Consider the following 21,890-nt stretch of genomic DNA (forward strand, 5'->3'; position numbering starts at 1 on the left):
CGCGCTACAGCGCGAGCAGCTCCTTGGTCGTGATGGTGAGTAGCTCGGGTCCGCCGTCCGCCTCGGGGCGTACGACGAGCGTGTCATCGATCCGGACACCGCCCCGGCCCGGGAGGTGGACCCCCGGTTCGACGGTGACCGGCACGCAAGCGTCCAGTTTACCCATGGCCGAGGGCGCCAGCTGTGGGTCCTCCTCGATTTCGAGTCCGACCCCGTGCCCGGTCAGCGGTGGCAGGGCTTCCGCATAGCCCGCCGAGTCCAGCACCTGACGTGCCGCGCGGTCGACGTCGCGGCAGGCGGCTCCCGGCGCGAGGAACTCCCGTCCGGCGCGCTGGGCGGCGAAGACCAGGTCGTACAGCTCGATCTGCCAGTCGGCGGGCGAGGTGCCGATGACGAAGGTACGGCCGATCTCACAGCGGTAACCGCGGTAGGTGGCCCCCAGGCAGACGGAGAGGAAGTCGCCCTCCTCCACGCGCCGGTCGGTGGGGCGGTGACCGCGGCGGCCGGCGTGCGGCCCGGTGGCCACGGAGGTGGCGAAGGCCGGGCCGTCGGCGCCGTGGTCGACCAGGCGCCGCTCCAGCTCCAGCGCGAGGTGCCGTTCGGTGCGGCCGACCAGGATGGACTCCAGCAGCTCGCCGAGGGCCTGGTCGGCGATCTCGGCGCCGATGCGCAGGCAGGAGATCTCCTCCTCGTCCTTGACCACCCTGAGCTGTTCGACGGCCCCGCCGAGGTCGGTCAGGCGCAGCCCGGGGGCGACGGAGGCGAGGGCGCGGTGGCGGGAGACGGTGAGGTGGTGTTCCTCGATCGCCAGGGAGTCGGCGCCCTGGGCCAGGGCGAGACCGGCCGCGGCCACGGCGGTGTCACCGCCGTTCGCCGGCAGGACGTGCAGGCGCACGCTCTCGTCCGGCCGACCCTCGTAGGGGCGGTCGTCCGGCGGGCCGGCGCACACCAGGAGGTCCTCGCTCCTGCCGAGCAGCAGGACGGAGCCCTGCGGGGCCGCGCCTGCGAGATAGCGGACGTTGGCCGGGCGGGTGACGAGCGCTGCCGCGGTGCCCGCCGCGTTGACATGGTCCCTCAGCCGGGATCGGCGGTTCGCGTACACCTCTGACATGAGATGAGCGTAGGAGTTTTGTCCGGGTTGTGCCGATTGGGAGGGGCCGAGTGGGGTCGTGGGTGGCCGCCTACCAGCTCGGCGGGCTCGCGATCGCCCTCGCCAGGACCTCGTCCAAGACCCTTGCCGTGCCGGGGACGTCCAGCTGGGAGTTGTCGATGATCGGCAGGCCCGAGCCGTACCAGCCGGCCATGCGGCCGTGGATGCGGGCCACCTCCTCGTCGGTGAGGCGGCGGTTGCCGGTGCGTTCCGCGTTGCGCTCCAGGACGATGTCCAGGCCCGGCAGCAGGACCACCGGGAGCAGGCCGGGGCCGACGTGCCGCTTCCAGCCGCCGAGGCCCACGACCGGGCGGTCCGGGAAGACGGCGTCGTCCAGGATGCAGGAGATGCCGTTGGCCAGGAAGTTCCGGGCGGCGAAGCCGCAGGTGCGGCGGGCCAGGCGGTACTGGGCCTCCGAGTTCTCGTTCCAGCCGGACTGGGGGTCGGCGAAGCCGGAGCGGACCCATTCGCGCACGTCGTCCAGGCTGATGTGGGCGGTGGGGACGCGCCGGTGGTCCGCCCAGTACTTGGCGACGCTGGTCTTGCCCGCGCCGGCCGGGCCGATGAGGAGAACGGCGAGCGTGGCGGCCGTCGCGTCCGGGGCCGGGGCGGGCGGCGCCGCGGGCGTGCAGACCGGGCCGCCGGGCGGCAGCGGCACATGCCCGGTGCCGTCGTGGCCCGACGGCGCCGGAGCGTGCGGCACGGGCGCCGGACCGGAGGGCGCAGCAGGTTGCTGCGGGGCCGTGGACGGGGGCGGCACGGAGGGCTGGTGGGAAGCCGGGGGCTGCTGCGGGGCCGGCGGGACGGGGCCCGGCGGGGTGGCCGGGAAGCCCGGGGGCGGCGGGGGTACGGGCGCGGACCGCCGCGGGGCTTGCGGGTGCGGGCCCTGGGGGTGGGCGGCCGACTGATAGGACGCCGGCTCATAGGAGGCCGGCTGATGAGGGCCCGACCGATGGGGAGCCGGCGCCCAGCCGGCGTGCGGCCCCTGCCCCGGCTGGTGGGGCGGCGGCAGCGGAGAACCCACTGCGTGCTGCATCCGTTGCCACTTTCGTCTCGTACAGGCACTTGCTGCCGGCGGCGGGGGCACACCCCCACTGCCTACCGAACGGTACCGTCCCCGGCCGTCGTTCGGTGAAACGGCCGGGGGCGGTCCGAAGTGCCCGGTCGGGGAAGGGAATCGGACGGAGGGAACAGTCCGGGACCTACTGCCCGACCTCGCCGTACGCGGCGAGGAGGACGGCCGGGTCGGGGCCTTCCAGGACGGTGGGCTTGGCCAGTCCGTCCAGCACGATGAAGCGGAGCAGGTCGCCGCGGGACTTCTTGTCGACCTTCATCGCCTCCAGCAGCTTGGGCCACTGGTCGTAGCGGTAGTGCAGCGGCAGGCCGACGGCTTCCAGGACGGCGCGGTGCCGGTCGGCGGTCGCGTCGTCCAGACGGCCCGCCAGACGGCCCAGTTCGGCGGCGAAGTGCATGCCGACGGAGACCGCGGCGCCGTGCCGCCACTTGTACCGCTCGTTCTTCTCGATCGCGTGGCCCAGGGTGTGGCCGTAGTTGAGGATCTCCCGCAGCCCGGACTCCTTCAGGTCCGCGGAGACCACATCGGCCTTGACCCGGATCGACCGCTCGATCAGCTCGGCGGTGTGCGGGCCGGCCGGAGTGCGGGCGGCCTCGGGGTCGGCCTCGATCAGGTCCAGGATCACCGGGTCGGCGATGAATCCCGCCTTGATGACCTCGGCCAGGCCGGAGACGTAGTCGTGGACCGGCAGCGAGTCCAGCGCGGCCAGGTCGCACAGCACACCGGCGGGCGGGTGGAAGGCGCCGACGAGGTTCTTGCCCTCGGCGGTGTTGATCCCGGTCTTGCCGCCGACCGCCGCGTCCACCATGGCCAGCACGGTGGTCGGGATCGCCACCCAGCGCACCCCGCGCAGCCAGGTCGCCGCGACGAACCCGGCCAGGTCCGTGGTGGAGCCGCCGCCGACGCCGACGATGACGTCCGTGCGGGTGAAGCCGCACTGGCCCAGCGCCTTCCAGCAGTAGGCGGCGACCTCGGCGGTCTTGGCCTCCTCCGCGTTGGGCACCTGGATCGCGACGGCCTCGTAGCCCTGCCCGGCCAGGTCGGCCCGCAGTGCCTCGCCGGTCTCCGCGAGCGCCTCCGGGTGGATCACCGCGACCCGCTTGGCCCGGTCGCCGATCAGTCCGGCCAGCTCGCCCAGCAGTTGCCGGCCGACCAGCACCTCGTAGGCGTCCGTGCCCGCCGTGGCCCCGACCTGGATCCGGGTGACTGCGTCGCTCATCGCTGCTTCAACTCCAGTGCGTCCAGCACGCTCTGCGTGACCTCTTCGGGGGTACGGCCGTCCGTCGCGACCATCGCGACCGCGACCTGTTCGTACAGGTGCCGACGTGCTTCCATCAGCTCGCGCCACTGCTTGCGCGGGTTGACCGCGAGCAGCGGGCGGGCCACGTTCAGGCCGGTGCGCTTGACGGCCTCCTCGACCTCCATCGACAGGTAGACCACCCGGTGCCCGGCCAGCAGCGCCCGCGTCTCCTCGTCCAGGACGGCGCCGCCGCCCAGCGCCAGGACGCCGTCGTGCTCGGCGAGGGCCGTCCGCACGGCCGCCTTCTCCAGCGCGCGGAAGGCGGGCTCGCCCTCGTCCACGAAGATCTCGGCGATGGTGCGGCCCTGTGCGGCCACGATGTCGTCGTCGGTGTCCCGGTAGCCCACGCCGAGGTGTTCGGCGAGCAGCCGGCCGACCGTGGACTTGCCCACGCCCATCGGCCCGACCAGGACGATTGCCGGCACGGCGCTCACCTGATCGCCAGGCCGTCGAGGTAGGAGCGGACGTTGCGGCGGGTCTCGGTGACGCTGTCGCCGCCGAACTTCTCCGCGACCGCGTCCGCCAGGACCAGCGCGACCATGGCCTCGGCGACGATCCCGGCGGCCGGCACCGCGCACACGTCCGAACGCTGGTGATGAGCCTGCGCCGCCTCACCGGTGGCCACATCGACCGTCCGCAGCGCCCGCGGCACGGTCGCGATCGGCTTCATCGCCGCCCGCACCCGCAGCAGCTCACCCGTGCTCAGACCACCCTCCGTACCACCGGAACGACCCGTGACCCGCCTGATGCCCTCATCCGTGCTCACGATCTCGTCGTGCGCCTTCGAACCCGGCACCCTGGCCAGATCGAAACCGTCACCGACCTCCACACCCTTGATCGCCTGGATGCCCATCAGCGCAGCCGCCAGCCGCGCGTCCAGCCGCCGGTCCCAGTGCACATGCGAGCCCAGCCCGACCGGCACCCCGTACGCCAGCACCTCCACCACACCACCCAGGGTGTCGCCGTCCTTGTGCGCCTGGTCGATCTCCGCGACCATCGCCTTCGACGCGTCCGCGTCCAGGCACCGCACCGGATCCGCGTCCAGCCGCTCCACATCCGCCGGCGTCGGGTACACCCCGTACGGCGCCCGCGCCGACGCCAGCTCCACCACGTGCGAGACGATCTCGATCCCGGCCGTCTCCTTCAGGTACGACCGCGCCACCGCGCCCAGCGCCACCCGGGCCGCCGTCTCCCGCGCCGAGGCACGCTCCAGAATCGGACGCGCCTCGTCGAAGCCGTACTTCTGCATCCCCGCCAGATCGGCGTGCCCCGGACGCGGACGCGTCAACGGAGCATTACGCGCCAGCTCCCTCAACACCTCCGGGTCCACCGGGTCGGCCGCCATGACCTGCTCCCACTTCGGCCACTCGGTGTTCCCCACCATCACCGCCACCGGCGAACCCAGAGTCAGCCCGTGCCGGACACCACCCAGGAAGGTGACCTCGTCCCGCTCGAACTTCATCCGCGCACCACGGCCATAGCCGAGCCGCCGCCGCGCCAGGTGGTCCGCCACCATCTCCGTGGTGATCGGCACGCCGGCGGGAAGACCCTCCAGCGTCGCGACAAGTGCGGGACCGTGGGACTCCCCCGCGGTCAGCCAACGCAGCCTGCTCAACGGTGCTCCTCAGTGCTCGCGCCCGGTACTGCCCGGCGTGCGCGTCGTGGCGCACGGCGACGGCGTCACCGGGTGCGCGACCCCGGCACGCCACCTCCGATCCTCCCACGTCCCGGGGCGCCGGACAGCCTCCGGTCCAGCACGCGGACGCCCGCGGGGGCGTCAGCGGCCGGCGAGCGCCTTCTCCCCGGCCTGCCGCATGGCGTCCAGCGGGCCCGGGACCTGCCCGGTCATCTGCTCGAACTGGAGCACGGCCTGGTGGACCAGCAGGTCGAGGCCGCCGACCACGGCGCCGCCGAACATGGACCAGCGGGCCGCCAGTTCGGTGGGCCAGGGGTCGTAGAGCACGTCGAAGAGGGTGGCGGGGCGTTCGGGTACGGCGGCGGCGAGCGCGTCGGTCGTCCCGGCGGGCGTGGTGGCGATCACCAGCGGGGCGCTCAGCGCCTCGGCGGCGTCGGCCCAGTCCGCGGTGCGGACCTCCACGTCGAGCCGCTCCCCCCACTGCCGCATCTCGGCGGCGCGGGCCTCGCTGCGGACGTAGGCGACGACCTCCCCGGTGCAGATCCGGGCCAGCGCGGCGAGCGCGGAGGAGGCGGTGGCACCGGCGCCCAGGACGGCGGCGGAGCCGACCTCCTCGATGCCGTGCTCGCGCAGGGCGGCCACCATGCCCGGGATGTCGGTGTTGTCGCCGCGCCGGCGTCCGTCCTCGGTGAGGATCAGCGTGTTGACCGCGTCGACCGAGGCCGCGGTGTCGCTGACCTCGTCCAGCAGCGGGATGACGGCCCGCTTCAGCGGCATGGTCAGCGACAGCCCGGCCCACTCGGGCCCGAGCCGGTCCAGGAAGCCGGGCAGCGCGGCCTCGTCGACGTCGAAGCTGTCGTACGACCAACCGGTGAGCCCGGCCGCCTCGTACGCCGCCCGGTGCAGCACCGGGGAGAGGGAGTGGGCGATCGGAGAGCCGAGCACGGCGGCACGACGGCCGTCAGTTGCCCGTGTTGGCATTGAACTTGTCCTTGAGCTCTAGGAATTCCGCGTACGTCTTGGCGAACTCGGTGTTGCTCATGCCGTCGGTCGCCACGAAGTAGACCCAGCCGTCGTGCGTCGGGTTCAGCATCGCCTTCAGCGCGTCCTCGCCGGGGTTGCCGATCGGGCCGGGCGGAAGCCCCGGGTGCTTGTACGTGTTGTACGGGCTCGGGTTGCTGTTGATCTCCTCCTCGGAGATGTGGATGTTGCTCTTGCCGAGGAGGTAGTTGTAGGTCGAGTCGAACTGGAGCTTGCGGTTGGTCTCGGTGTTGTCGGGCTTGAGGCGGTTGTAGACCACCTCGGCCATCTTGCGGAAGTCGTCGTGGGTCTTGCCCTCGGCCTGGACCAGGCTCGCGACCGTGACGAGCTGGTAGGCGCTGTCGAGGTCGAATTCCTTGGCCTTCTCGTTCAGGCCGTAGGCGGCGTACTTCTGCTTGGCCTGGCTGACCATCTGCTGGAGGATGACCTCCGGCTTCATGCCCTTGGCGGCCGGATAGGTGCCCGGGAAGAGGAAGCCCTCCAGCGGGTCCTTGAGATCGGCGTGGTTCTGCGCCCACGCCGGCAGCCCGAAGTCCTTGTACTTCTTCTCGGCGACCTTCTTCGTCGTGCCCGAGGACAGTTCCAGCTTCTTGTCGATGGCCGCGTAGACGCCCGAGTTGCGCTCGCCGGGGGTGACGATGACGTTGTTCTGGCTGCGCGGGTCCAGCATCAGCTTGACGGCGCTGCCGGCGGACATCTCCTTCTTCAGGAGGTAGGCGCCGGCCTGGATGCCGTCGGCGCCCGGGGTGTTGGTCTGGGCGTGGACGAACGCCTCGGCGCTCTTGACCACCCCGGCCTCCTTCAGGCGGCGGCCGATCTCCCAGCCGCCCGCGCCCTTGGGGATCTCGACGGTGACCGTCTCGCCGGTGCCGTCGCCCGCGTAGTCCGGGGCCGTGCCGAAACGATTTTGATAGAACTGGTACCCGAAATACCCGACTCCGCCGAGGCCGCCGCCGAACACGAGGACGACGACCATGCAGGCGCAGCCGGTGCGCCGCTTCTTGCTCTTGACCGGCTTGCGGCCCTTGCCGCGCCGCTCCCGCCGGGTCGCGAGTTCATGCCCCCCGTCATCGCCCGCGCCGCCGCCGGCCACCGCCGGGGCCTGCTCCTCGTCCTCGGCCGGCTCCGCCTCCGGGCCGGGCTCGGGCCGCCTGCGGCCGGGCGGCTCCGGCGGCGGGTAGGCGTCCTCGGTGCCGTAGAGGTCGGGCTGCTCCCCGCCGTAGGCCACGGGCTGCTGGCCGTAGGGATCTCCGGGGTCGGCGGCGTAGGGCACCTGGCCGAGGGTGCCGGTCGCGTCCCAGCCGCCCTGGTGGAACTGGTGCTGGGTGTGCCCGGCGAGCTGCTGGTCGTACGGCCGGCCGTCGTGCTGCGGGTGCTGCTGCCCCTCGTATCCGGGCTGCTGCCCCTGGCTCTGCTGCCCCTGGCTCCAGTCGCCGTACCCCGATGCCTGCGGATAGTGCTGCGGCCGGCCGCCGTACGGGGACTGCGAGCCCTGCTGGGCCTGCTGTCCGCCCCATCCGCCGTCCCCGGACAACGGGTCCTCCGGATTCCACGGTTCGGAGCCTTGGCCCCGGCCATACTCAGTCATCGATCCCCTAGAGCCGCGAGGCCCACGGTCCCGCGGCCCGTCGGCCGGATCCCGTTCCGCCTCTTGCTGTGCCCCGGCTGTTCGAACACCGGCGCATCGCGCGGAACGTTACCGTATCGCGATCAGATGACCACTTCGACGCCCTCACCGGGTGGTTTGCCTGACACCCGTTCGGATTCCAGGGCCTGCTGCAGGATGATCACTGCCGCCGCCTGGTCGATGACCGAACGGCCCTTCTTGGACTTCACGCCGGAGGCGCGCAGTCCCTGACTGGCCGTCACGGTGGTCATCCGCTCGTCCACCAGGCGCACCGGCACCGGCCGGACCCCCTTGGCCAGTTCCTGCGCGAAGGCGCGGACCTTGACGGCGGCCGGGCCCTCGCCCCCCTTGAGGGAGCGAGGGAGGCCGACGACGACCTCGATCGGGTCGTACTCCTCCACCAGTTGACGAAGGCGGCGGTGGGCGGCGGGGATGTCCCGGCCGGGGACGGTCTCCACCGGGGTGGCGAGGATCCCGTCGGGGTCGCACGAGGCGACCCCGATCCGGGCGTCCCCGACGTCGATCGCGAGCCGACGTCCTCTGCGCATCTGTCTGAGCCGTTCCTACTTGGCGGTCTCGGCGACGAGCCGCTCGACGGCCTCGACGGCCTCGCCGACGGCGGCCGGGTTCTGGCCGCCGCCCTGGGCGACGTCCGGCTTGCCGCCACCGCCGCCGCCGAGGGTCTTGGCGGCGGTGCGGACCAGGTCACCGGCCTTGAGGCCGCGGTCGCGGGCGGCGTCGTTGGTGGCGATGACCGTCAGCGGCTTGCCGTTGTTGACGGTGAACAGGGCCACCACGGCGGCCCGGCCCCCCTGGATCCGGCCGCGCACGTCCAGGACCAGCTTGCGCAGGTCGTCGGGCGTCGTGCCGTCCGGCACCTGGCCGGTGACCAGGGCGACACCGCGGACGTCCTTGGCGGACTCGGCGAGACCGGCGGCGGCCTGGAGGACCTTCTCGGCGCGGAACCGCTCGATCTCCTTCTCGGCGTCCTTCAGCTTGCCGAGCATCGCGGAGACCTTCTCGGGCAGCTCCTCCGGGCGGCCCTTGAGCAGCTCGGTCAGCTGGTTGACGACCGTGTGCTCACGGGCGAGGAAGTTGTAGGCGTCCACGCCGACCAGGGCCTCGATACGGCGCACACCGGAGCCGATGGAGGACTCGCCGAGCAGCTTCACCAGGCCCAGCTGGGCGGTGTTGTGCACGTGCGTGCCGCCGCACAGCTCCTTGGAGAAGTCGCCGATCGTCACGACGCGCACCCGCTCGCCGTACTTCTCGCCGAACTCGGCGATGGCGCCCTGCTTCTTGGCCTCGTCGATGCCCATGACCTCGGCGTGCACGTCCAGGTCGCGGGCGAGCACCTCGTTGATCTTCTGCTCGACGTCGGTCATCACGGCCGTCGGAACGGCGGACGGGGAGCCGAAGTCGAAGCGGAAGCGGCCGGGCTGGTTCTCCGAACCGGCCTGGGCGGCCGTCGGGCCGAGGGCGTCGCGCAGGGCCTGGTGGGTGAGGTGGGTGGCCGAGTGGGCGCGGGCGATGGCCGTGCGGCGACGGGCGTCGATCGAGGCGTGGGCCTTGGCGCCGACGGTCACCTCGCCGACCTGGACGACGCCCTTGTGGACGTACACGCCCGGGACCGGCTTCTGGCAGTCGCGGACCTCGATGACGGCACCGGAGTCCACCTTGATGCGGCCGGTGTCGCCGATCTGGCCGCCGCCCTCGGCGTAGAACGGGGTGCGGTCCAGGACGATCTCGACCTCGTCGCCCTCGGTGGCGGCCGGGGAGGAGGCGCCGTCGACCAGGATGCCGACGATCGTGGACTCGCCCTCGGTGTCGGTGTAGCCGATGAAGTCGGTCTCGCCGGCGCTGTCGGCGATCTCGCGGTAGGCGCCCAGGTCGGCGTGGCCGGTCTTCTTGGCCTGGGCGTCGGCCTTGGCGCGCTCCCGCTGCTCCTTCATCAGGCGGCGGAAGCCCTCCTCGTCCACGGACAGGCCCTGCTCGGCGGCCATCTCCAGGGTGAGGTCGATCGGGAAGCCCCAGGTGTCGTGGAGCAGGAACGCCTTGTCGCCGGAGAGGACGGTGCCGCCGGAGGCCTTGGTCTCGGAGACGGCGGTGTCCAGGATGTTGGTGCCGGCCTTCAGCGTCTTGAGGAAGGCGTTCTCCTCGGCGAGGGCGACCTTCTCGATCCGCTCGCGGTCGGTGATCAGCTCGGGGTACTGCTGCCCCATCATGCCGATCACGGTGTCGATCAGTTCCTTGACGACCGGGCCGGTGGCGCCGAGCAGCCGCATGTTGCGGATGGCGCGGCGCATGATGCGGCGCAGGACGTAGCCGCGGCCCTCGTTGCCGGGGGTGACGCCGTCGCCGATGAGCATGGTGGCGGTGCGCATGTGGTCGGTGACCACGCGCAGGGACACGTCCGAGTCGTGGGCGTCGCCGTAGCGCACGCCGGTCAGCTCGGTGGCCTTGTCGATGACGGCCATGGAGGTGTCGATCTCGTACATGTTCCGCACGCCCTGCAGAATCATGGCGAGGCGCTCCAGGCCGAGGCCCGTGTCGATGTTCTTGCTCGGCAGGTCCCCGAGGATCTCGAAGTTGTCCTTGCCGATGCCCTCGCCCCGCTCGTACTGCATGAAGACGAGGTTCCAGATCTCGACGTACCGCTCGTCGTTGACGGCGGGGCCGCCCTCGGCGCCGAACTCGGGGCCGCGGTCGTAGTTGATCTCGGAGCAGGGGCCGCAGGGGCCGGGCACGCCCATGGACCAGTAGTTGTCCTTCATGCCCAGGCGCTGGATGCGCTCCTTCGGCACGCCGACGACCTCGTGCCAGATCCGCTCCGCCTCGTCGTCGTCCTTGTAGACGGTGATCCACAGGCGCTCGGGGTCGAGGCCGTAACCGCCCTTGTCCTGGGGCGTGGTGAGCAGCTCCCAGGCGAGCTTGATGGCGCCTTCCTTGAAGTAGTCGCCGAAGGAGAAGTTGCCGCACATCTGGAAGAACGTGCCGTGCCGCGTGGTCTTGCCGACCTCTTCGATGTCGGGCGTGCGCACGCACTTCTGCACGCTGGTGGCGCGCGGGAACGGCGGCTTGACCTCACCCAGGAAGTAGGGCTTGAAGGGCACCATGCCGGCGGGGACGAGGAGCAGAGTCGGGTCGTCCGCGATGAGCGACGCCGAAGGGACGACGGTGTGCCCGCGCTCCTCGAAGAAGCTCAGCCAGCGGCGGCGAATCTCGGCCGACTCCATCAGTGGTCCTCATTCCGGTTGTACGAGTACATCGGGGCTTCGATGTACTTCGGTGTGCTGCGGTTGTCGCTGTGGTGGTTCTCGATGGCGGTGTACCGCCGGGGCGCGGGGAGTTCGGGGTCCTCGTGGATGCCGAGGGCCTCCTCCAGCTCGGCCTCCCGCCGGGCCATGTTGTCGCGGACGTCGAACGCGAAGCCGACCGCGCGGTCCTTCAGGCGCTGACCGGTCTCCAGGGCCTTGTTCGCCGCGGTGGCGGCCAGGCTCTCCGGGGTCAGCTGCCTGATCTTGCGGTTGACCTTGGTGGTGGCCCACACACCGGCGGCGACACCGGTGGAGAACCAGAACGTACGGCGGAACATCGCTCGGTCTTCGTCCTTACTTCCGCTTGCGTCGTGCGGCGGGGACCGTCCGGCCCACGATCACGGTACGCCGGGCCGACTTGGCGGGCACGTCCTCCCCCTTGCGGCCGCCGAGCGCCCGGCGGACGCCGTAGCCGAAGGCCGCGACCTTGACCAGCGGGCCGCCGAAGGTGGAGGCGACGGTGGTCGACAGCGCGGAGGCGTTGGAGGTGACCTCCTGGACGTCGGAGGCGATCGCGTCGACCCGGTCGATCTGGGTCTGCGCGGAGCGCACCGCCTGGGAGGCGTCGGCGAGCAGCGGGACGGCCTGGTCGGTCACGTCCGCGACGAGCTTGGTGGTCGCCTTGAGCGTCTGGGCCAGCCTCGCCAGCGCGACCGCGAGGAAGGAGACCAGGATCGCCCAGAAGACGGCCACCAGGATCCCGGCCACCTCTGTACCGGACACTGTGCGCACCCGCTCCCTGAAACGTGCCTGAGCATCGGAAAAGTCGTGTCCCGAGCCTATCGCGCCGGGGCCCCGGCTCCGTACCGGATTCCCCGCCGCCGCGGGCGCACTCGCGCCGGGTGATTGTACGCAGTGAACACGGTTCAGTACGCTCCGTGTCCCATGCGAGATCCTCACGGTCCCGGCCCCTGGACGGGCGGCGTCCCGCCCCTGGAACTGACCGCTTTCGTCGGGCGCTCGGCGGAGCTGGCCGAGCTGACGGCGGCCCTCGGCCGGGCCCGGCTGGTGACCGTCACCGGGGTGGGCGGGGTGGGCAAGTCCCGGCTGGCGGTGCGGGCGGCGGCGCGGTGGGCGGCCGGTGAGCCGGGTGGTGCGGGCTGGGGCCGGGTGGAGCTGGCCGAGGTGCGCGATCCGCAGTTCGTGGAGTACGCGGTCGTGGAGGCGCTGGGGCTGACCGACCACACCACCCGGCTGCCCCGCGAGACGCTGCTGGCTCAGTTGGCGGACCGGCGGATGCTGCTGGTGCTGGACGGGTTCGAGCATCTGGCGGACGCGTGTGCCCACCTGGTGGCCCGGCTGCTGCGCGGGCTGCCCGGGCTGCGGGTGCTGGCCGTGGGCCGGCGCCCGCTGGGCCTGGCGGGCGAGCGGCTGTTCCCGCTGGCGCCGCTCGGCCCCGACGAGGCGGTGGAGCTGTTCGCCGACCGGGCCCGGGCACACGGGGTGCCGGTGGCCGACGGACCCGAGGTCCGGGAGCTGTGCCGACGGCTGGAGGGGATCCCGCTGGCGCTGGAGCTGGCGGCCGGGCGGCTGCGCGCGCTGTCCCCGGCGCAGCTGCTGCACCGCCTCGGCGACCGGTTCCGGCTGCTGACCGGCGGCGCCCGGGACGCCCTGCCCCGGCACCGGACGCTGCGCACCGCGATCGGCTGGAGCCACGAGCTGTGCACCCCGGCCGAGCGGCTGCTGTGGGCGCGGCTGTCGGTGTTCGCGGGCTCCTTCGACCTGGAGGCGGCCGAGTACGTGTGCGGCGGGACGGGGCTGCCCGCCGAGGACGTGCTGGACGTGCTGTCGGAGCTGCTGGCCCAGTCGGTCGTCGCCCGTGAGGAGACCCCGGCGGGCCCGCGCTACCGGATGCTGGACACCGTCCGGGAGTACGGCGCCGAGTGGCTGGCGGCGGCCGGGGACGCGGACCGGCTGCGCAGACGGCACCGGGACTGGTACCTGGGCCTGGCGGCCTGGTGCGAGCTGGAGTGGTTCACGCCCCGGCAGCGGGAGGTGGCCGCGCGCGTGGACGTGGAGCTGCCGAATCTGCGGGCCGCGCTGGAGTGCTGCCTGGCCGAGCCGGACGAGGCTCACCTCGGCCAGCATCTGGCGGGTTCGCTGTGGTTCTGCTGGGTGGGCTGCGGGCGGCTGTCGGAGGGGCGGCGCTGGCTGGAGCGCGCCCTGGAGCCGGAGTCGGGGTACGAGCGGGCCCGGCTGAAGGCGCTGTGGGTGCTGGGCTATGTGGCGGTCCTCCAGGGCGACACCGGGCCGGCGCTGCGCGCGCTGCGGGCCTGCCGGGAGCGGGCGGAGCGGGCGGGCGATCCGGTGGCGGTGGCGTACGCCGAGCACCGCACCGGCTGTCTGGCCCTGGTCACGGACGACATGGCCGGTGCGGAAACGCTGCTGCGCTCGGCGCAGGAGCGTTACCGGGCGATCGGCGAGCTGAACAGCAACGTCCTGATGGGCCGGGTGGAGCTGGCGATGGCCCGGGCGTTCCAGGGCGATCTGCCGGGCGCGGTGCGGCTGTGCGAGGAGGTGCGCCGGGTCTGCGAGGACCACGGGGAGCGCTGGGCACGTTCGTACGCGCTGTATGTGCTGGCGTACGCGGCCTGGTCCGACGGGGACCCGGCCGGCGCGCGGGAGCTGCTCGCGCACGCCCTGGCCGACGCGCACGCGTTCCGGGATCTGCTGGGCTCGGTGCTCGTCCTGGAGCTGCTGGCGCTGGTGACGGTGGCGCAGGGCGATCCGGTGGAGGCGGCGGTGCTCCAGGGCGCCGCCGGGCGGCTGTGGCCCTCGGTGGGGCTGCCGCTGTTCGGTTCGGCGTACTACAACGCGCCGCACGAGCGGTGCGAGGCCGCCGCGCGGCGGGCGCTCGGCGACGCGCGGTACGCCGAGTGCGTGCGGGCGGGGGCCGGGCTGGACCGGGAGGCGGCGGTGGCCCGGGCGCTGCGGCAGCGGAAGCCGGGGGCGCTGGGCGCCCTGCCGGCACCGCGCGGCCCGGTCACGGACACCGGCCCCGGACAGCGCGAACCCGCCGCCTCGCCCACCCGGAAGGGCGGGGAGACGGCGGGCTGAGGACTGTGCCGTGACCTGGGTCAGCGGGCGTAGTACTCGACGACGAGCTGCTCGTCGCAGATCACCGGGATCTCCTTGCGGTTCGGCTCGCGGTCCAGGCGGAACGCCAGGGCCTTGAGGTTCACCTGGAGGTAGCGCGGGGTCTCGCCGTCGGCGGCGAAGCCACCCTCACGGGCGATCTGGAACAGCGTCTTGTCCTTGGAGCGGTCGCGGACCTGCACGACGTCGTCCGGGCGGACACGGAAGGACGGCTTGTCGACCTTCTGGCCGTTGACCTGGATGTGGCCGTGGACGACCATCTGGCGGGCCTGGTAGATCGTGCGGGCGATGCCCGAACGCAGGACCAGCGCGTCGAGGCGGCGCTCCAGCTCCACGATCAGGGCCTCACCGGTCTTGCCCTGGACCTTGGAGGCACGCTCGTAGGCGCGCACCAGCTGGCGCTCGGAGATGTCGTACTGAGCGCGCAGGCGCTGCTTCTCCAGCAGACGGACCTTGTAGTCCGAGTTCTGCTTGCGGCCGCGGCCGTGCTCACCCGGCGGGTAGGGGCGGGCCTCGAAGTACTTGACGGCCTTCGGGGTCAGCGCGATGCCGAGGGCACGCGACTTCTTGACCTTGGGGCGGGACTGGTTCGCCACAGTTATCTCATTTCCTAGATTCCGGCTCGTCAGGGTTTAGGGAGGTCGCATCCGCAGCCGGGAAAACCCGTAGGGTCCGCGCGGGACCTGCCGGGCAGCCGCTTCCCTGGTCTGGGCACATACGTGCAGCACGCGAGTGGCCCACCGACCGTCCCGGGATCTCACGGGGGGTGGTGGGCTGCCCGCGACACCGTTCGACGGTGCGCGACGCTCCTGGAGCCGGTCCGCGAGGGACCGGGTCTCCGGCCGGTTGTCCCGCTCTGACAGCACGGAACTCGGCACTTCGCAGCAGTCTACAGGCTGCTCAGGACCGCTTGCGACCGAGGTGTCTGCGGGTCCACTCGACGGCGTCCGCGTACCTGGCCTCGGCGCCGTGCCGGCCCGGGGTGTAGTACTCGCGGTCCTTCAGGGCGTCCGGGGCGTACTGCTGCTCGGCGATGCCCTCCGGCAGGTCGTGCGGGTACACGTACCCCTGGGCGTGGCCGAGCTTGGCGGCGCCCTTGTAGTGCCCGTCGCGCAGATGCGGGGGGACCGGGCCGGCCAGGCCCTTGCGTACGTCGTCCAGGGCGGCGGCGATCGCGGTGGTCGCGGAGTTGGACTTGGGCGCGAGGGCCAGGGCGATGGTGGCGTGGCTGAGCGTGAGGGCGGCCTCCGGGAAGCCGATCATGGCGACGGCCTGGGCGGCGGCGACCGCGATCGGCAGCGCGGTGGGGTCGGCGAGGCCGATGTCCTCGCTGGCGGAGATCATCAGCCGGCGGGCGATGAACCGGGGGTCCTCGCCGGCCTCGATCATGCGGGCCAGGTAGTGCAGGGCCGCGTCGACGTCGGAGCCGCGGATGGACTTGATGAGGGCGCTGGCGACGTCGTAGTGCTGGTCGCCGTCGCGGTCGTACTTCACGGCGGCGCGGTCGACGGTCTGTTCCAGCGTCCGCAGGCCGATCTCGCTCTCGCCCTGGTCGAGGGCGGCGCCGGCGGCGGCCTCCAGGGCGGTCAGGGCGCGCCGGGCGTCGCCGCCGGCGATCCGCAGCAGGTGCTCCTCGGTCTCCTCGGGGAGCGTGACGGCGTTCTTCAGGCCGCGTTCGTCGGCGAGGGCGCGCCGCAGCAGGCCGCGGATGTCGTCGTCGGTGAGGGGTTCGAGGGTGAGCAGCAGGGAGCGGGAGAGCAGCGGGGAGATCACCGAGAAGTAGGGGTTCTCCGTGGTGGCCGCGATCAGGGTCACCCAGCGGTTCTCCACGGCCGGCAGCAGGGAGTCCTGCTGGGCCTTGCTGAAGCGGTGGATCTCGTCCAGGAAGAGGACGGTCTCCTTGCCGTAGCCGCCGGTGGCGCGGCGGGCGCCGTCGATGACCGCGCGGACCTCCTTGACGCCCGCGGTGATCGCGGACAGCTCCACGAACCGCTTGTCGGTCGCCTTGGACACCACGTACGCCAGGGTGGTCTTGCCGGTGCCGGGCGGGCCCCAGAGGATCACCGAGGACGGTCCGGCGGGCCCGCCGGAGCCCTCGCCGACCAGACGGCGCAGGGGGGAGCCGGGTGCCAGCAGGTGCTGCTGGCCCACGACCTCGTCGAGCGAGCGCGGGCGCATGCGCACCGCCAGGGGGCTGCCCGCCGGATCCTTCTCCTGGCGTTCTTCTGCTGCGGCGGTGAACAGGTCGGGTTCCACGCTGAAACCCTAGAACACCGCACTGACAATCCGGCCGGGACCGTCAGCTGGTCCAGAACTCCCACCAGCGGGTCAGCACCAGCATGCCGATGATGCCGATGTGCGCGACCGGCACGACCCAGGTGAACTCGCCGAAGAAGGACCGCAGCCAGCGCGGGGCCGGCAGGAAGGCGTTGCGGACGTTGAACGAGGTGACGTACCAGAACATGGTGATCGTGGCGACCCAGGCCAGCGAGCACCACAGGCACAGCGCGTTGATCCGGTACAGGGACTGGAACTGCAGCCAGGTGCAGAAGCCCACGCCGAACAGGGTGCCGAGGTTGAACGTGAGCCAGTACCAGCGCGGGAACCGGGCGCGGGCCAGCAGGCTCATGCCGACGCAGATGACGATGCCGTAGGCGACCAGCCCGAGCATCGGGTTGGGGAAGCCGAAGGCGGCGGCCTGCTTGCTCTCCATGACGCTGCCGCAGGAGACCACCGGGTTGAGGCTGCACCCGGGGGTGAAGGTCTTGCCCGCGACCTTGGCTTCGAGGAGCTTGAACTTGTCGATCGTGATGACCCACGAGGCCAGCAGTCCGGCCGCGCCGGTGATCACCAGCAGGATGGCGAGGGCACGGCTGCCGCCGGCCGCGCGCGGGGCGTCGGCGGCGCGCTCCGGACCGGGCTCCGCGGAGACGTCGTTCACTGTCGTCTTGCTCATCACGCCGATTCCGTCACTCGAGGGGTCGGACCATCTTCGGGCAGGGGTCATTGTGCCGCACGCACCTGTGTGCGCACCGTTCGTTGCGCATAAGGATCTACGTACGACCGGTGCCCCCGCCGGGTTCCGGACAGCGGCCGGCCCTCCCGCGACAAGGGCGCCGGACGCCCCCTCGGGGAGTGTCCGGCGCCCACGCGCGCGTGCGGCTAGCCGAGCCGCGACTCCAGCTCCGCCACGATCTCGTTGACGCCGATCGCGGTCTGCTCGCCGGACTCCATGTCCTTGAGCTGGACGACGCCCTCGGCCAGGTCGCGCTCGCCGGCGACGAGCGCGTAGCGGGCACCGGAGCGGTTGGCGTTCTTCATGGCGCCCTTCAGCCCCTTGCCGCCGTAGGCGAAGTCGGCCGCGATGCCCACCTTGCGCAACTCGGTGACCTTGGCGAACAGCACCCGGCGGGCCTCCTCGCCGAGCGGGACGGCGTACACGGACGTCGAGGCCGGCAGGTCCAGCCGCACGCCCTCGGCCTGGAGCGCGAGGACCGTGCGGTCGACGCCCAGGGCCCAGCCGACGGACGGCAGCGCGGGGCCGCCGATCATCTCGGACAGGCCGTCGTACCGGCCGCCGCCGCCCACCGCGGACTGCGAGCCCAGACCGTCGTGCACGAACTCGAAGGTGGTGCGGGTGTAGTAGTCCAGGCCGCGCACCAGCCTGGGGTCGTCCTCGAAGGAGACGCCCGCGGCGGTGATCAGCTCGCGGACCTCCTCGTGGTACGCCTTGCACGCGTCGCACAGGTAGTCGCGCAGCAGCGGGGCGCCGGCGAGCTGCTTCTGGACCGACTCGCGCTTGTCGTCCAGGACCCGCAGCGGGTTGATGTCGACGCGCCGGCGGGTGTCCTCGTCGAGGTCCAGGCCGCGCAGGAAGTCCTGGAGCGCGGCCCGGTACACCGGACGGCACTCCTTGTCGCCCAGGCTGTTCAGCAGGATGCGGAAGTTCCGCAGGCCCAGCGAGCGGTACGCCTGGTCGGCCAGGATGATCAGCTCGGCGTCCAGCGCCGGGTCCTCCGCGCCGATCGCCTCCGCGCCCACCTGGGAGAAGTGGCGGTAGCGGCCCTTCTGGGGGCGCTCGTAGCGGTAGTAGGAGCCGGAGTACCAGAGCTTGACCGGGAGGTTGCCCGTCTTGTGCAGGTTGGCCTCCAGGGCCGCCCGCAGCACGGACGCGGTGCCCTCGGGGCGCAGGGCGAGCTTGTCGCCGCCCTTGGTCTCGAAGGCGTACATCTCCTTGGTCACGATGTCGGTGGACTCGCCGACACCGCGCGCGAACAGTTCGACGTTCTCGAAGCCGGGGGTCTCGATGTAGCCGTAGCCGGAGTCGCGCAGCGGGGCGGCGATGGCCTCGCGGACCGCCAGGTAGGCGGCCGAGTCCGGCGGGATCAGGTCGTAGGTGCCCTTGGGGGCCTGAAAAGTGCTCAACGTAGGTCTCTCGTCACATTCCTCGTCGGGGAGCGTCCGCGCTTCCCGGGCCGGCGGCCACCTGCCGCAGATAGGGGTTGGTGGCGCGCTCCCGGCCGATGGTCGTCTGGGGGCCGTGGCCGGACAGCACCACGGTGGAGTCGTCGAGCGGCAGGCACACGCGGGCCAGCGACTCGAGCATGTCCTCCATGGATCCGCCCGGCAGATCGGTGCGTCCGATGGAGCCGGCGAACAGCAGATCCCCGGAGAAGAACACCGACGGGACGTCGGCGCTCTCGGGCATCCGGAAGGTCACCGACCCCTTGGTATGGCCCGGCGCGTGCGCGACGGAGAACGTGAGGCCGGCCAGCTCCAGGGCCGTGCCGTCCGTCAGCTCCCGGACGTCGTCCGGCTCCCCCACGGTCAGCTCGCCCATGAGCGGCATGCCGATGGAACGGCCCAGCGCCTTCTCCGGGTCGCTCATCATGTACCGGTCCTCGGGGTGGATCCAGGCCGGTACCTCGTGCGCGCCGCAGACGGGGACGACCGAGGCGACGTGGTCGATGTGGCCGTGGGTGAGGACGACGGCGACGGGCTTGAGCCGATGCTTCCTCAGCGTTTCCTCGACGCCTCCGGCGGCCTGGTGGCCGGGGTCGATGATCACGCACTCCTCACCGGCGGCGGGGGCGACGAGATAACAGTTCGTCCCCCAGGCCCCGGCGGGGAACCCGGCAATGAGCACGATCGTCCTTCGTTTGTGTCGGTTGCAGGCGGCTTCAGCTGCTCCCAGAGCCTACCGGCGCTGCCGTTTCCTCAGCGAACCCATATACGGTACGGGGCTACACGCAGCGGTCGGCGCACGAGGACGCACGCGTACCGCCCGACACACGACACGCATGAGGAGACAACCCGGTGGTCAGCCAGGAGCAGCGGCGGCGTCAGCTCGCCCGGGAGAAGTTCTTGCGGCAGCAGCAGCGGCGCACCGAGGCGCGGCGCAAGGCCCGCCTGCGCAACTCCGTGATCGCGTCGGTCCTGGGCGTGGTCGTGATCGGCAGTGTCGCCCTGTACACGACGGGAGTGCTCAAGGACGACGACAAGAAGACGACGAGCGCGAGCGGCGATGCCACGCCGAGCGCCGCGCCGACCAGCAAGGCACCGGACCCCTGCGAGAAGCCGGCGGCCGGCTCGGTGAAGAAGCTGAGCTGGAAGAAGGAGCCGGCGATGACGATCGACACGTCGGCGAAGTACACGCTGAAGCTCGCGACGACGTGCGGGGACATCGGCGTCGCGCTGAAGACGTCGGCGGCGCCGCACACGGTGAACTCGTTCGACTTCCTCGCCGGCAAGGGCTACTTCGACCACACCAAGTGCCACCGGCTCACCACCCAGGGCATCTACGTCCTGCAGTGCGGTGACCCGCAGGGCACCGGCGCGGGCGGCCCCGGCTACACGCTCCCGGACGAGAACCTCAAGGACAAGAGCCTCAAGAACAACACCTACCCGGCGGGCACGGTGGCGATGGCGAACACCGGGCAGGCGCACACCGGCGGCAGCCAGTTCTTCCTCGTCTACAAGGACAGCCAGCTGCCGCCCAGCTACACGCCGTTCGGCACGGTCGACGCGGCCGGCATGAAGGTGCTGGAGAAGATCGCGGCGGCCGGTGAGAACACGGGCGCCGGTGATGGCGCGCCGAACGCGACGGTCGTGATCGACAAGGCCACGGTCGTCAAGTCCTGACTCCCGTGCCCGGACCCCGCCGGCCCCGGCCGGCACCCGGAACCGAAGGTCAACGGGGCGGGCGGCGGAATTTCGGTCGCGCTGGATGCGGACAGGCCGCCCGCCGGTCGCCTATGTTGGCCGTGACGAAACTGTGGACGATGCCCGGGGGTGCTGCGGCCCCCCGCAGGCATCATGTGGAGGAGGCGCTGTGAGCAGCGACCCGTGGGGCCGCGTCGACGAGACGGGGACCGTGTACGTGCGTACGGCCGACGGCGAGAAGGTCGTCGGTTCCTGGCAGGCCGGCTCCCCCGAGGAGGCGCTGGCCTACTTCGAGCGCAAGTACGAGGGCCTGGTTGTCGAGATCGGCCTCCTCGAGAAGCGTGTGCGGACCACCGACCTGTCGGCGAAGGACGCCCAGGCCGCCATCGGCCACCTGCGCGAGCAGGTGGACGCGCACCACGCGGTCGGTGATCTGGACGCGCTGCGCAAGCGGCTGGACAAGCTGGTGGCGACCGTCGAGGCGCGCCGCGAGGAGCGCAAGGCGCAGCGGGCCAAACAGTCCGACGAGGCCCGCAAGGCCAAGGAGGACCTGGTCGCCGAGGCGGAGCGGCTGGCGCAGTCCGACCAGTGGCGGGCCGCCGGTGAGCGGCTGCGGGCGCTGGTGGACACCTGGAAGGGGCTGCCGCGGCTGGACCGCAAGTCCGACGACGAGCTGTGGCACCGCTTCTCGCACGCCCGGTCGGCGTTCTCCAAGCGCCGCAAGGCGCACTTCGCGCAGCTGGACGCGCAGCGCGAGGAGGCCCGGCGGGTCAAGGAGCGGCTGGTCGCCGAGGCGGAGGCGCTGTCCGGGTCGACGGACTGGGGTCCGACGGCCGCCCGGTACCGCGAGCTGATGGCGGAGTGGAAGGCCGCGGGCCGCGCCCAGCGCGAGCACGAGGACGACCTGTGGAACCGCTTCCGCGGCGCCCAGGACGTGTTCTTCGCCGCCCGCAGCTCGGTGTTCGCCGAGCGGGACGCCGAGCAGTCGGAGAACCTGAAGCTGAAGGAGGAGCTGGCCGAGGAGGCCGAGAAGCTCCTGCCGATCACCGACCTGAAGGCCGCGCGGGCCGCCTTCCGCTCGATCAACGAGCGCTGGGAGGCCATCGGTCACGTCCCGCGGGACGCCCGGCCGAAGGTCGAGGGCCGGATGCACGCCGTGGAGCGGGCGATCCAGGAGGCCGAGGAGGCCGAGTGGCGCCGGACCAACCCGGAGGCACGCGCGCGTGCCGAGGGTCTGACCGGTCAGCTCCAGGCCGCCGTGGACAAGCTGCGGGCGCAGATCGACCAGGCGCGGGCCCAGGGCAACAACGCCAAGGCCGACAAGCTGCAGAAGGAGCTGGAGGGCCGCCAGGCGCTTCTGGACCAGGCTCTCAAGGGCCTGCAGGAGTTCGGCGGCTGAATCCCTCACCGCACCGCTGAAAGGGCCCCGTACGCGCGCACGGGGCCCTTCTCGCGTCCCGGAGGGTCTGCCCGGGGCTTTCCGGGG

19 protein-coding genes are annotated in these 21,890 nt (G+C 72.0%); 3 read left to right on the plus strand and 16 right to left on the minus strand.

From position 1 onward, the window contains the following. Positions 1 to 4 precede the first annotated feature (4 nt). The 11 genes from HB370_RS08600 to HB370_RS08650 all read right to left on the minus strand — a co-directional run bounded on the left by HB370_RS08600 (position 5) and on the right by HB370_RS08650 (position 11,878). The gene (locus HB370_RS08600; RefSeq protein ID WP_030795023.1) at positions 5 to 1,111 is read right to left on the minus strand and encodes an aminopeptidase P family protein; all 1,107 of its coding nucleotides are present in this window, start codon (positions 1,109 to 1,111) and stop codon (positions 5 to 7) included. 70 nt (positions 1,112 to 1,181) lie between these two features. Then, complete coding sequence (locus HB370_RS08605; protein WP_167512954.1) at positions 1,182 to 2,186, minus strand: AAA family ATPase; 1,005 nt, start codon at positions 2,184 to 2,186, stop codon at positions 1,182 to 1,184. A 166-nt stretch (positions 2,187 to 2,352) separates the two neighbouring features. Beyond that, complete coding sequence (aroB, locus tag HB370_RS08610; protein WP_030795029.1) at positions 2,353 to 3,444, minus strand: 3-dehydroquinate synthase; 1,092 nt, start codon at positions 3,442 to 3,444, stop codon at positions 2,353 to 2,355. Continuing rightward, complete coding sequence (locus HB370_RS08615; protein WP_244406017.1) at positions 3,441 to 3,923, minus strand: shikimate kinase; 483 nt, start codon at positions 3,921 to 3,923, stop codon at positions 3,441 to 3,443. The genes aroB and HB370_RS08615 overlap by 4 nt, the downstream gene beginning before the upstream one ends. 32 nt (positions 3,924 to 3,955) lie before the next feature. Beyond that, positions 3,956 to 5,140: a chorismate synthase gene (aroC, locus tag HB370_RS08620; protein ID WP_167512955.1), complete on the minus strand. Its 1,185-nt coding sequence runs from the start codon at positions 5,138 to 5,140 to the stop codon at positions 3,956 to 3,958. Positions 5,141 to 5,302: 162 nt separating this feature from the next. Further along, the gene (locus HB370_RS08625; protein WP_030780938.1) at positions 5,303 to 6,142 is read right to left on the minus strand and encodes a shikimate dehydrogenase; all 840 of its coding nucleotides are present in this window, start codon (positions 6,140 to 6,142) and stop codon (positions 5,303 to 5,305) included. After that, positions 6,123 to 7,790, minus strand: a complete 1,668-nt coding sequence (gene mltG, locus HB370_RS08630) for an endolytic transglycosylase MltG (protein WP_078637486.1) — start codon at positions 7,788 to 7,790, stop codon at positions 6,123 to 6,125. Before mltG ends, HB370_RS08625 begins: the two co-directional genes overlap by 20 nt. Positions 7,791 to 7,912: 122 nt before the next feature. Then, complete coding sequence (gene ruvX, locus HB370_RS08635) at positions 7,913 to 8,377, minus strand: Holliday junction resolvase RuvX (RefSeq protein ID WP_030780943.1); 465 nt, start codon at positions 8,375 to 8,377, stop codon at positions 7,913 to 7,915. Positions 8,378 to 8,392: 15 nt separating this feature from the next. Beyond that, a complete protein-coding gene (gene alaS / locus HB370_RS08640) occupies positions 8,393 to 11,065 on the minus strand; it encodes an alanine--tRNA ligase (protein WP_030780946.1) in 2,673 nt (890 codons plus the stop codon). Next, positions 11,065 to 11,424, minus strand: coding sequence for a hypothetical protein (locus HB370_RS08645; protein WP_030780949.1), 360 nt, complete (start codon positions 11,422 to 11,424; stop codon positions 11,065 to 11,067). Before HB370_RS08645 ends, alaS begins: the two co-directional genes overlap by 1 nt. Positions 11,425 to 11,440: 16 nt before the next feature. Further along, a complete protein-coding gene (locus HB370_RS08650) occupies positions 11,441 to 11,878 on the minus strand; it encodes a DUF948 domain-containing protein (protein WP_106980632.1) in 438 nt (145 codons plus the stop codon). A 153-nt stretch (positions 11,879 to 12,031) separates the two neighbouring features. Here HB370_RS08650 and HB370_RS08655 point away from each other — a divergent pair, with 153 nt between their 5' ends. After that, a complete protein-coding gene (locus HB370_RS08655; protein WP_030780956.1) occupies positions 12,032 to 14,203 on the plus strand; it encodes a hypothetical protein in 2,172 nt (723 codons plus the stop codon). A gap of 20 nt (positions 14,204 to 14,223) precedes the next feature. On the opposite strand, the gene rpsD is transcribed toward HB370_RS08655, so the two are convergent. From rpsD to HB370_RS08680, 5 genes are all read right to left on the minus strand, one after another. Continuing rightward, a complete protein-coding gene (gene rpsD / locus HB370_RS08660) occupies positions 14,224 to 14,838 on the minus strand; it encodes a 30S ribosomal protein S4 (protein WP_030780959.1) in 615 nt (204 codons plus the stop codon). A 304-nt stretch (positions 14,839 to 15,142) separates the two neighbouring features. Beyond that, entirely contained in the window at positions 15,143 to 16,498 is a 1,356-nt protein-coding gene (locus HB370_RS08665; protein WP_030613857.1) for a replication-associated recombination protein A, read from the minus strand. A 43-nt stretch (positions 16,499 to 16,541) separates the two neighbouring features. After that, the gene (locus HB370_RS08670) at positions 16,542 to 17,198 is read right to left on the minus strand and encodes a vitamin K epoxide reductase family protein (protein WP_030780962.1); all 657 of its coding nucleotides are present in this window, start codon (positions 17,196 to 17,198) and stop codon (positions 16,542 to 16,544) included. 206 nt (positions 17,199 to 17,404) lie between these two features. Beyond that, complete coding sequence (gene hisS, locus HB370_RS08675) at positions 17,405 to 18,667, minus strand: histidine--tRNA ligase (protein WP_030780965.1); 1,263 nt, start codon at positions 18,665 to 18,667, stop codon at positions 17,405 to 17,407. A gap of 13 nt (positions 18,668 to 18,680) precedes the next feature. Next, positions 18,681 to 19,388 carry an MBL fold metallo-hydrolase gene (locus tag HB370_RS08680; protein ID WP_030780968.1) on the minus strand — a complete coding sequence of 236 codons (708 nt, stop codon included), beginning with the start codon at positions 19,386 to 19,388 and terminating at the stop codon, positions 18,681 to 18,683. A 170-nt stretch (positions 19,389 to 19,558) separates the two neighbouring features. Between HB370_RS08680 and HB370_RS08685 the strand changes: the two genes are divergently transcribed. Together HB370_RS08685 and HB370_RS08690 are read left to right on the plus strand one after the other, a co-directional pair. Beyond that, a complete protein-coding gene (locus HB370_RS08685) occupies positions 19,559 to 20,383 on the plus strand; it encodes a peptidylprolyl isomerase (RefSeq protein WP_030780972.1) in 825 nt (274 codons plus the stop codon). Between the two features lie 190 nt (positions 20,384 to 20,573). Continuing rightward, a complete protein-coding gene (locus tag HB370_RS08690; RefSeq protein WP_030780975.1) occupies positions 20,574 to 21,803 on the plus strand; it encodes a DUF349 domain-containing protein in 1,230 nt (409 codons plus the stop codon). The last annotated feature ends 87 nt before the right edge of the window (positions 21,804 to 21,890 follow it).

Origin of the sequence: Streptomyces sp. DSM 40868, from assembly GCF_011820545.1 — a bacterium.
Taxonomy (GTDB): domain Bacteria; phylum Actinomycetota; class Actinomycetes; order Streptomycetales; family Streptomycetaceae; genus Streptomyces; species Streptomyces eurythermus.

Excerpts from the sequence above, each read along its gene's own strand:
- mltG (WP_078637486.1), bottom strand. The coding sequence starts at position 7,790 with ATGACTGAGTATGGCCGGGGCCAAGGCTCCGAACCGTGGAATCCGGAG.
- HB370_RS08600 (WP_030795023.1), bottom strand. The coding sequence starts at position 1,111 with ATGTCAGAGGTGTACGCGAACCGCCGATCCCGGCTGAGGGACCATGTC.
- HB370_RS08655 (WP_030780956.1), top strand. The coding sequence starts at position 12,032 with ATGCGAGATCCTCACGGTCCCGGCCCCTGGACGGGCGGCGTCCCGCCC.
- HB370_RS08615 (WP_244406017.1), bottom strand. The coding sequence starts at position 3,923 with ATGGGCGTGGGCAAGTCCACGGTCGGCCGGCTGCTCGCCGAACACCTC.
- HB370_RS08625 (WP_030780938.1), bottom strand. The coding sequence starts at position 6,142 with ATGCCAACACGGGCAACTGACGGCCGTCGTGCCGCCGTGCTCGGCTCT.
- aroB (WP_030795029.1), bottom strand. The coding sequence starts at position 3,444 with ATGAGCGACGCAGTCACCCGGATCCAGGTCGGGGCCACGGCGGGCACG.
- ruvX (WP_030780943.1), bottom strand. The coding sequence starts at position 8,377 with ATGCGCAGAGGACGTCGGCTCGCGATCGACGTCGGGGACGCCCGGATC.
- alaS (WP_030780946.1), bottom strand. The coding sequence starts at position 11,065 with ATGGAGTCGGCCGAGATTCGCCGCCGCTGGCTGAGCTTCTTCGAGGAG.
- HB370_RS08645 (WP_030780949.1), bottom strand. The coding sequence starts at position 11,424 with ATGTTCCGCCGTACGTTCTGGTTCTCCACCGGTGTCGCCGCCGGTGTG.
- HB370_RS08605 (WP_167512954.1), bottom strand. The coding sequence starts at position 2,186 with ATGCAGCACGCAGTGGGTTCTCCGCTGCCGCCGCCCCACCAGCCGGGG.
- HB370_RS08670 (WP_030780962.1), bottom strand. The coding sequence starts at position 17,198 with ATGAGCAAGACGACAGTGAACGACGTCTCCGCGGAGCCCGGTCCGGAG.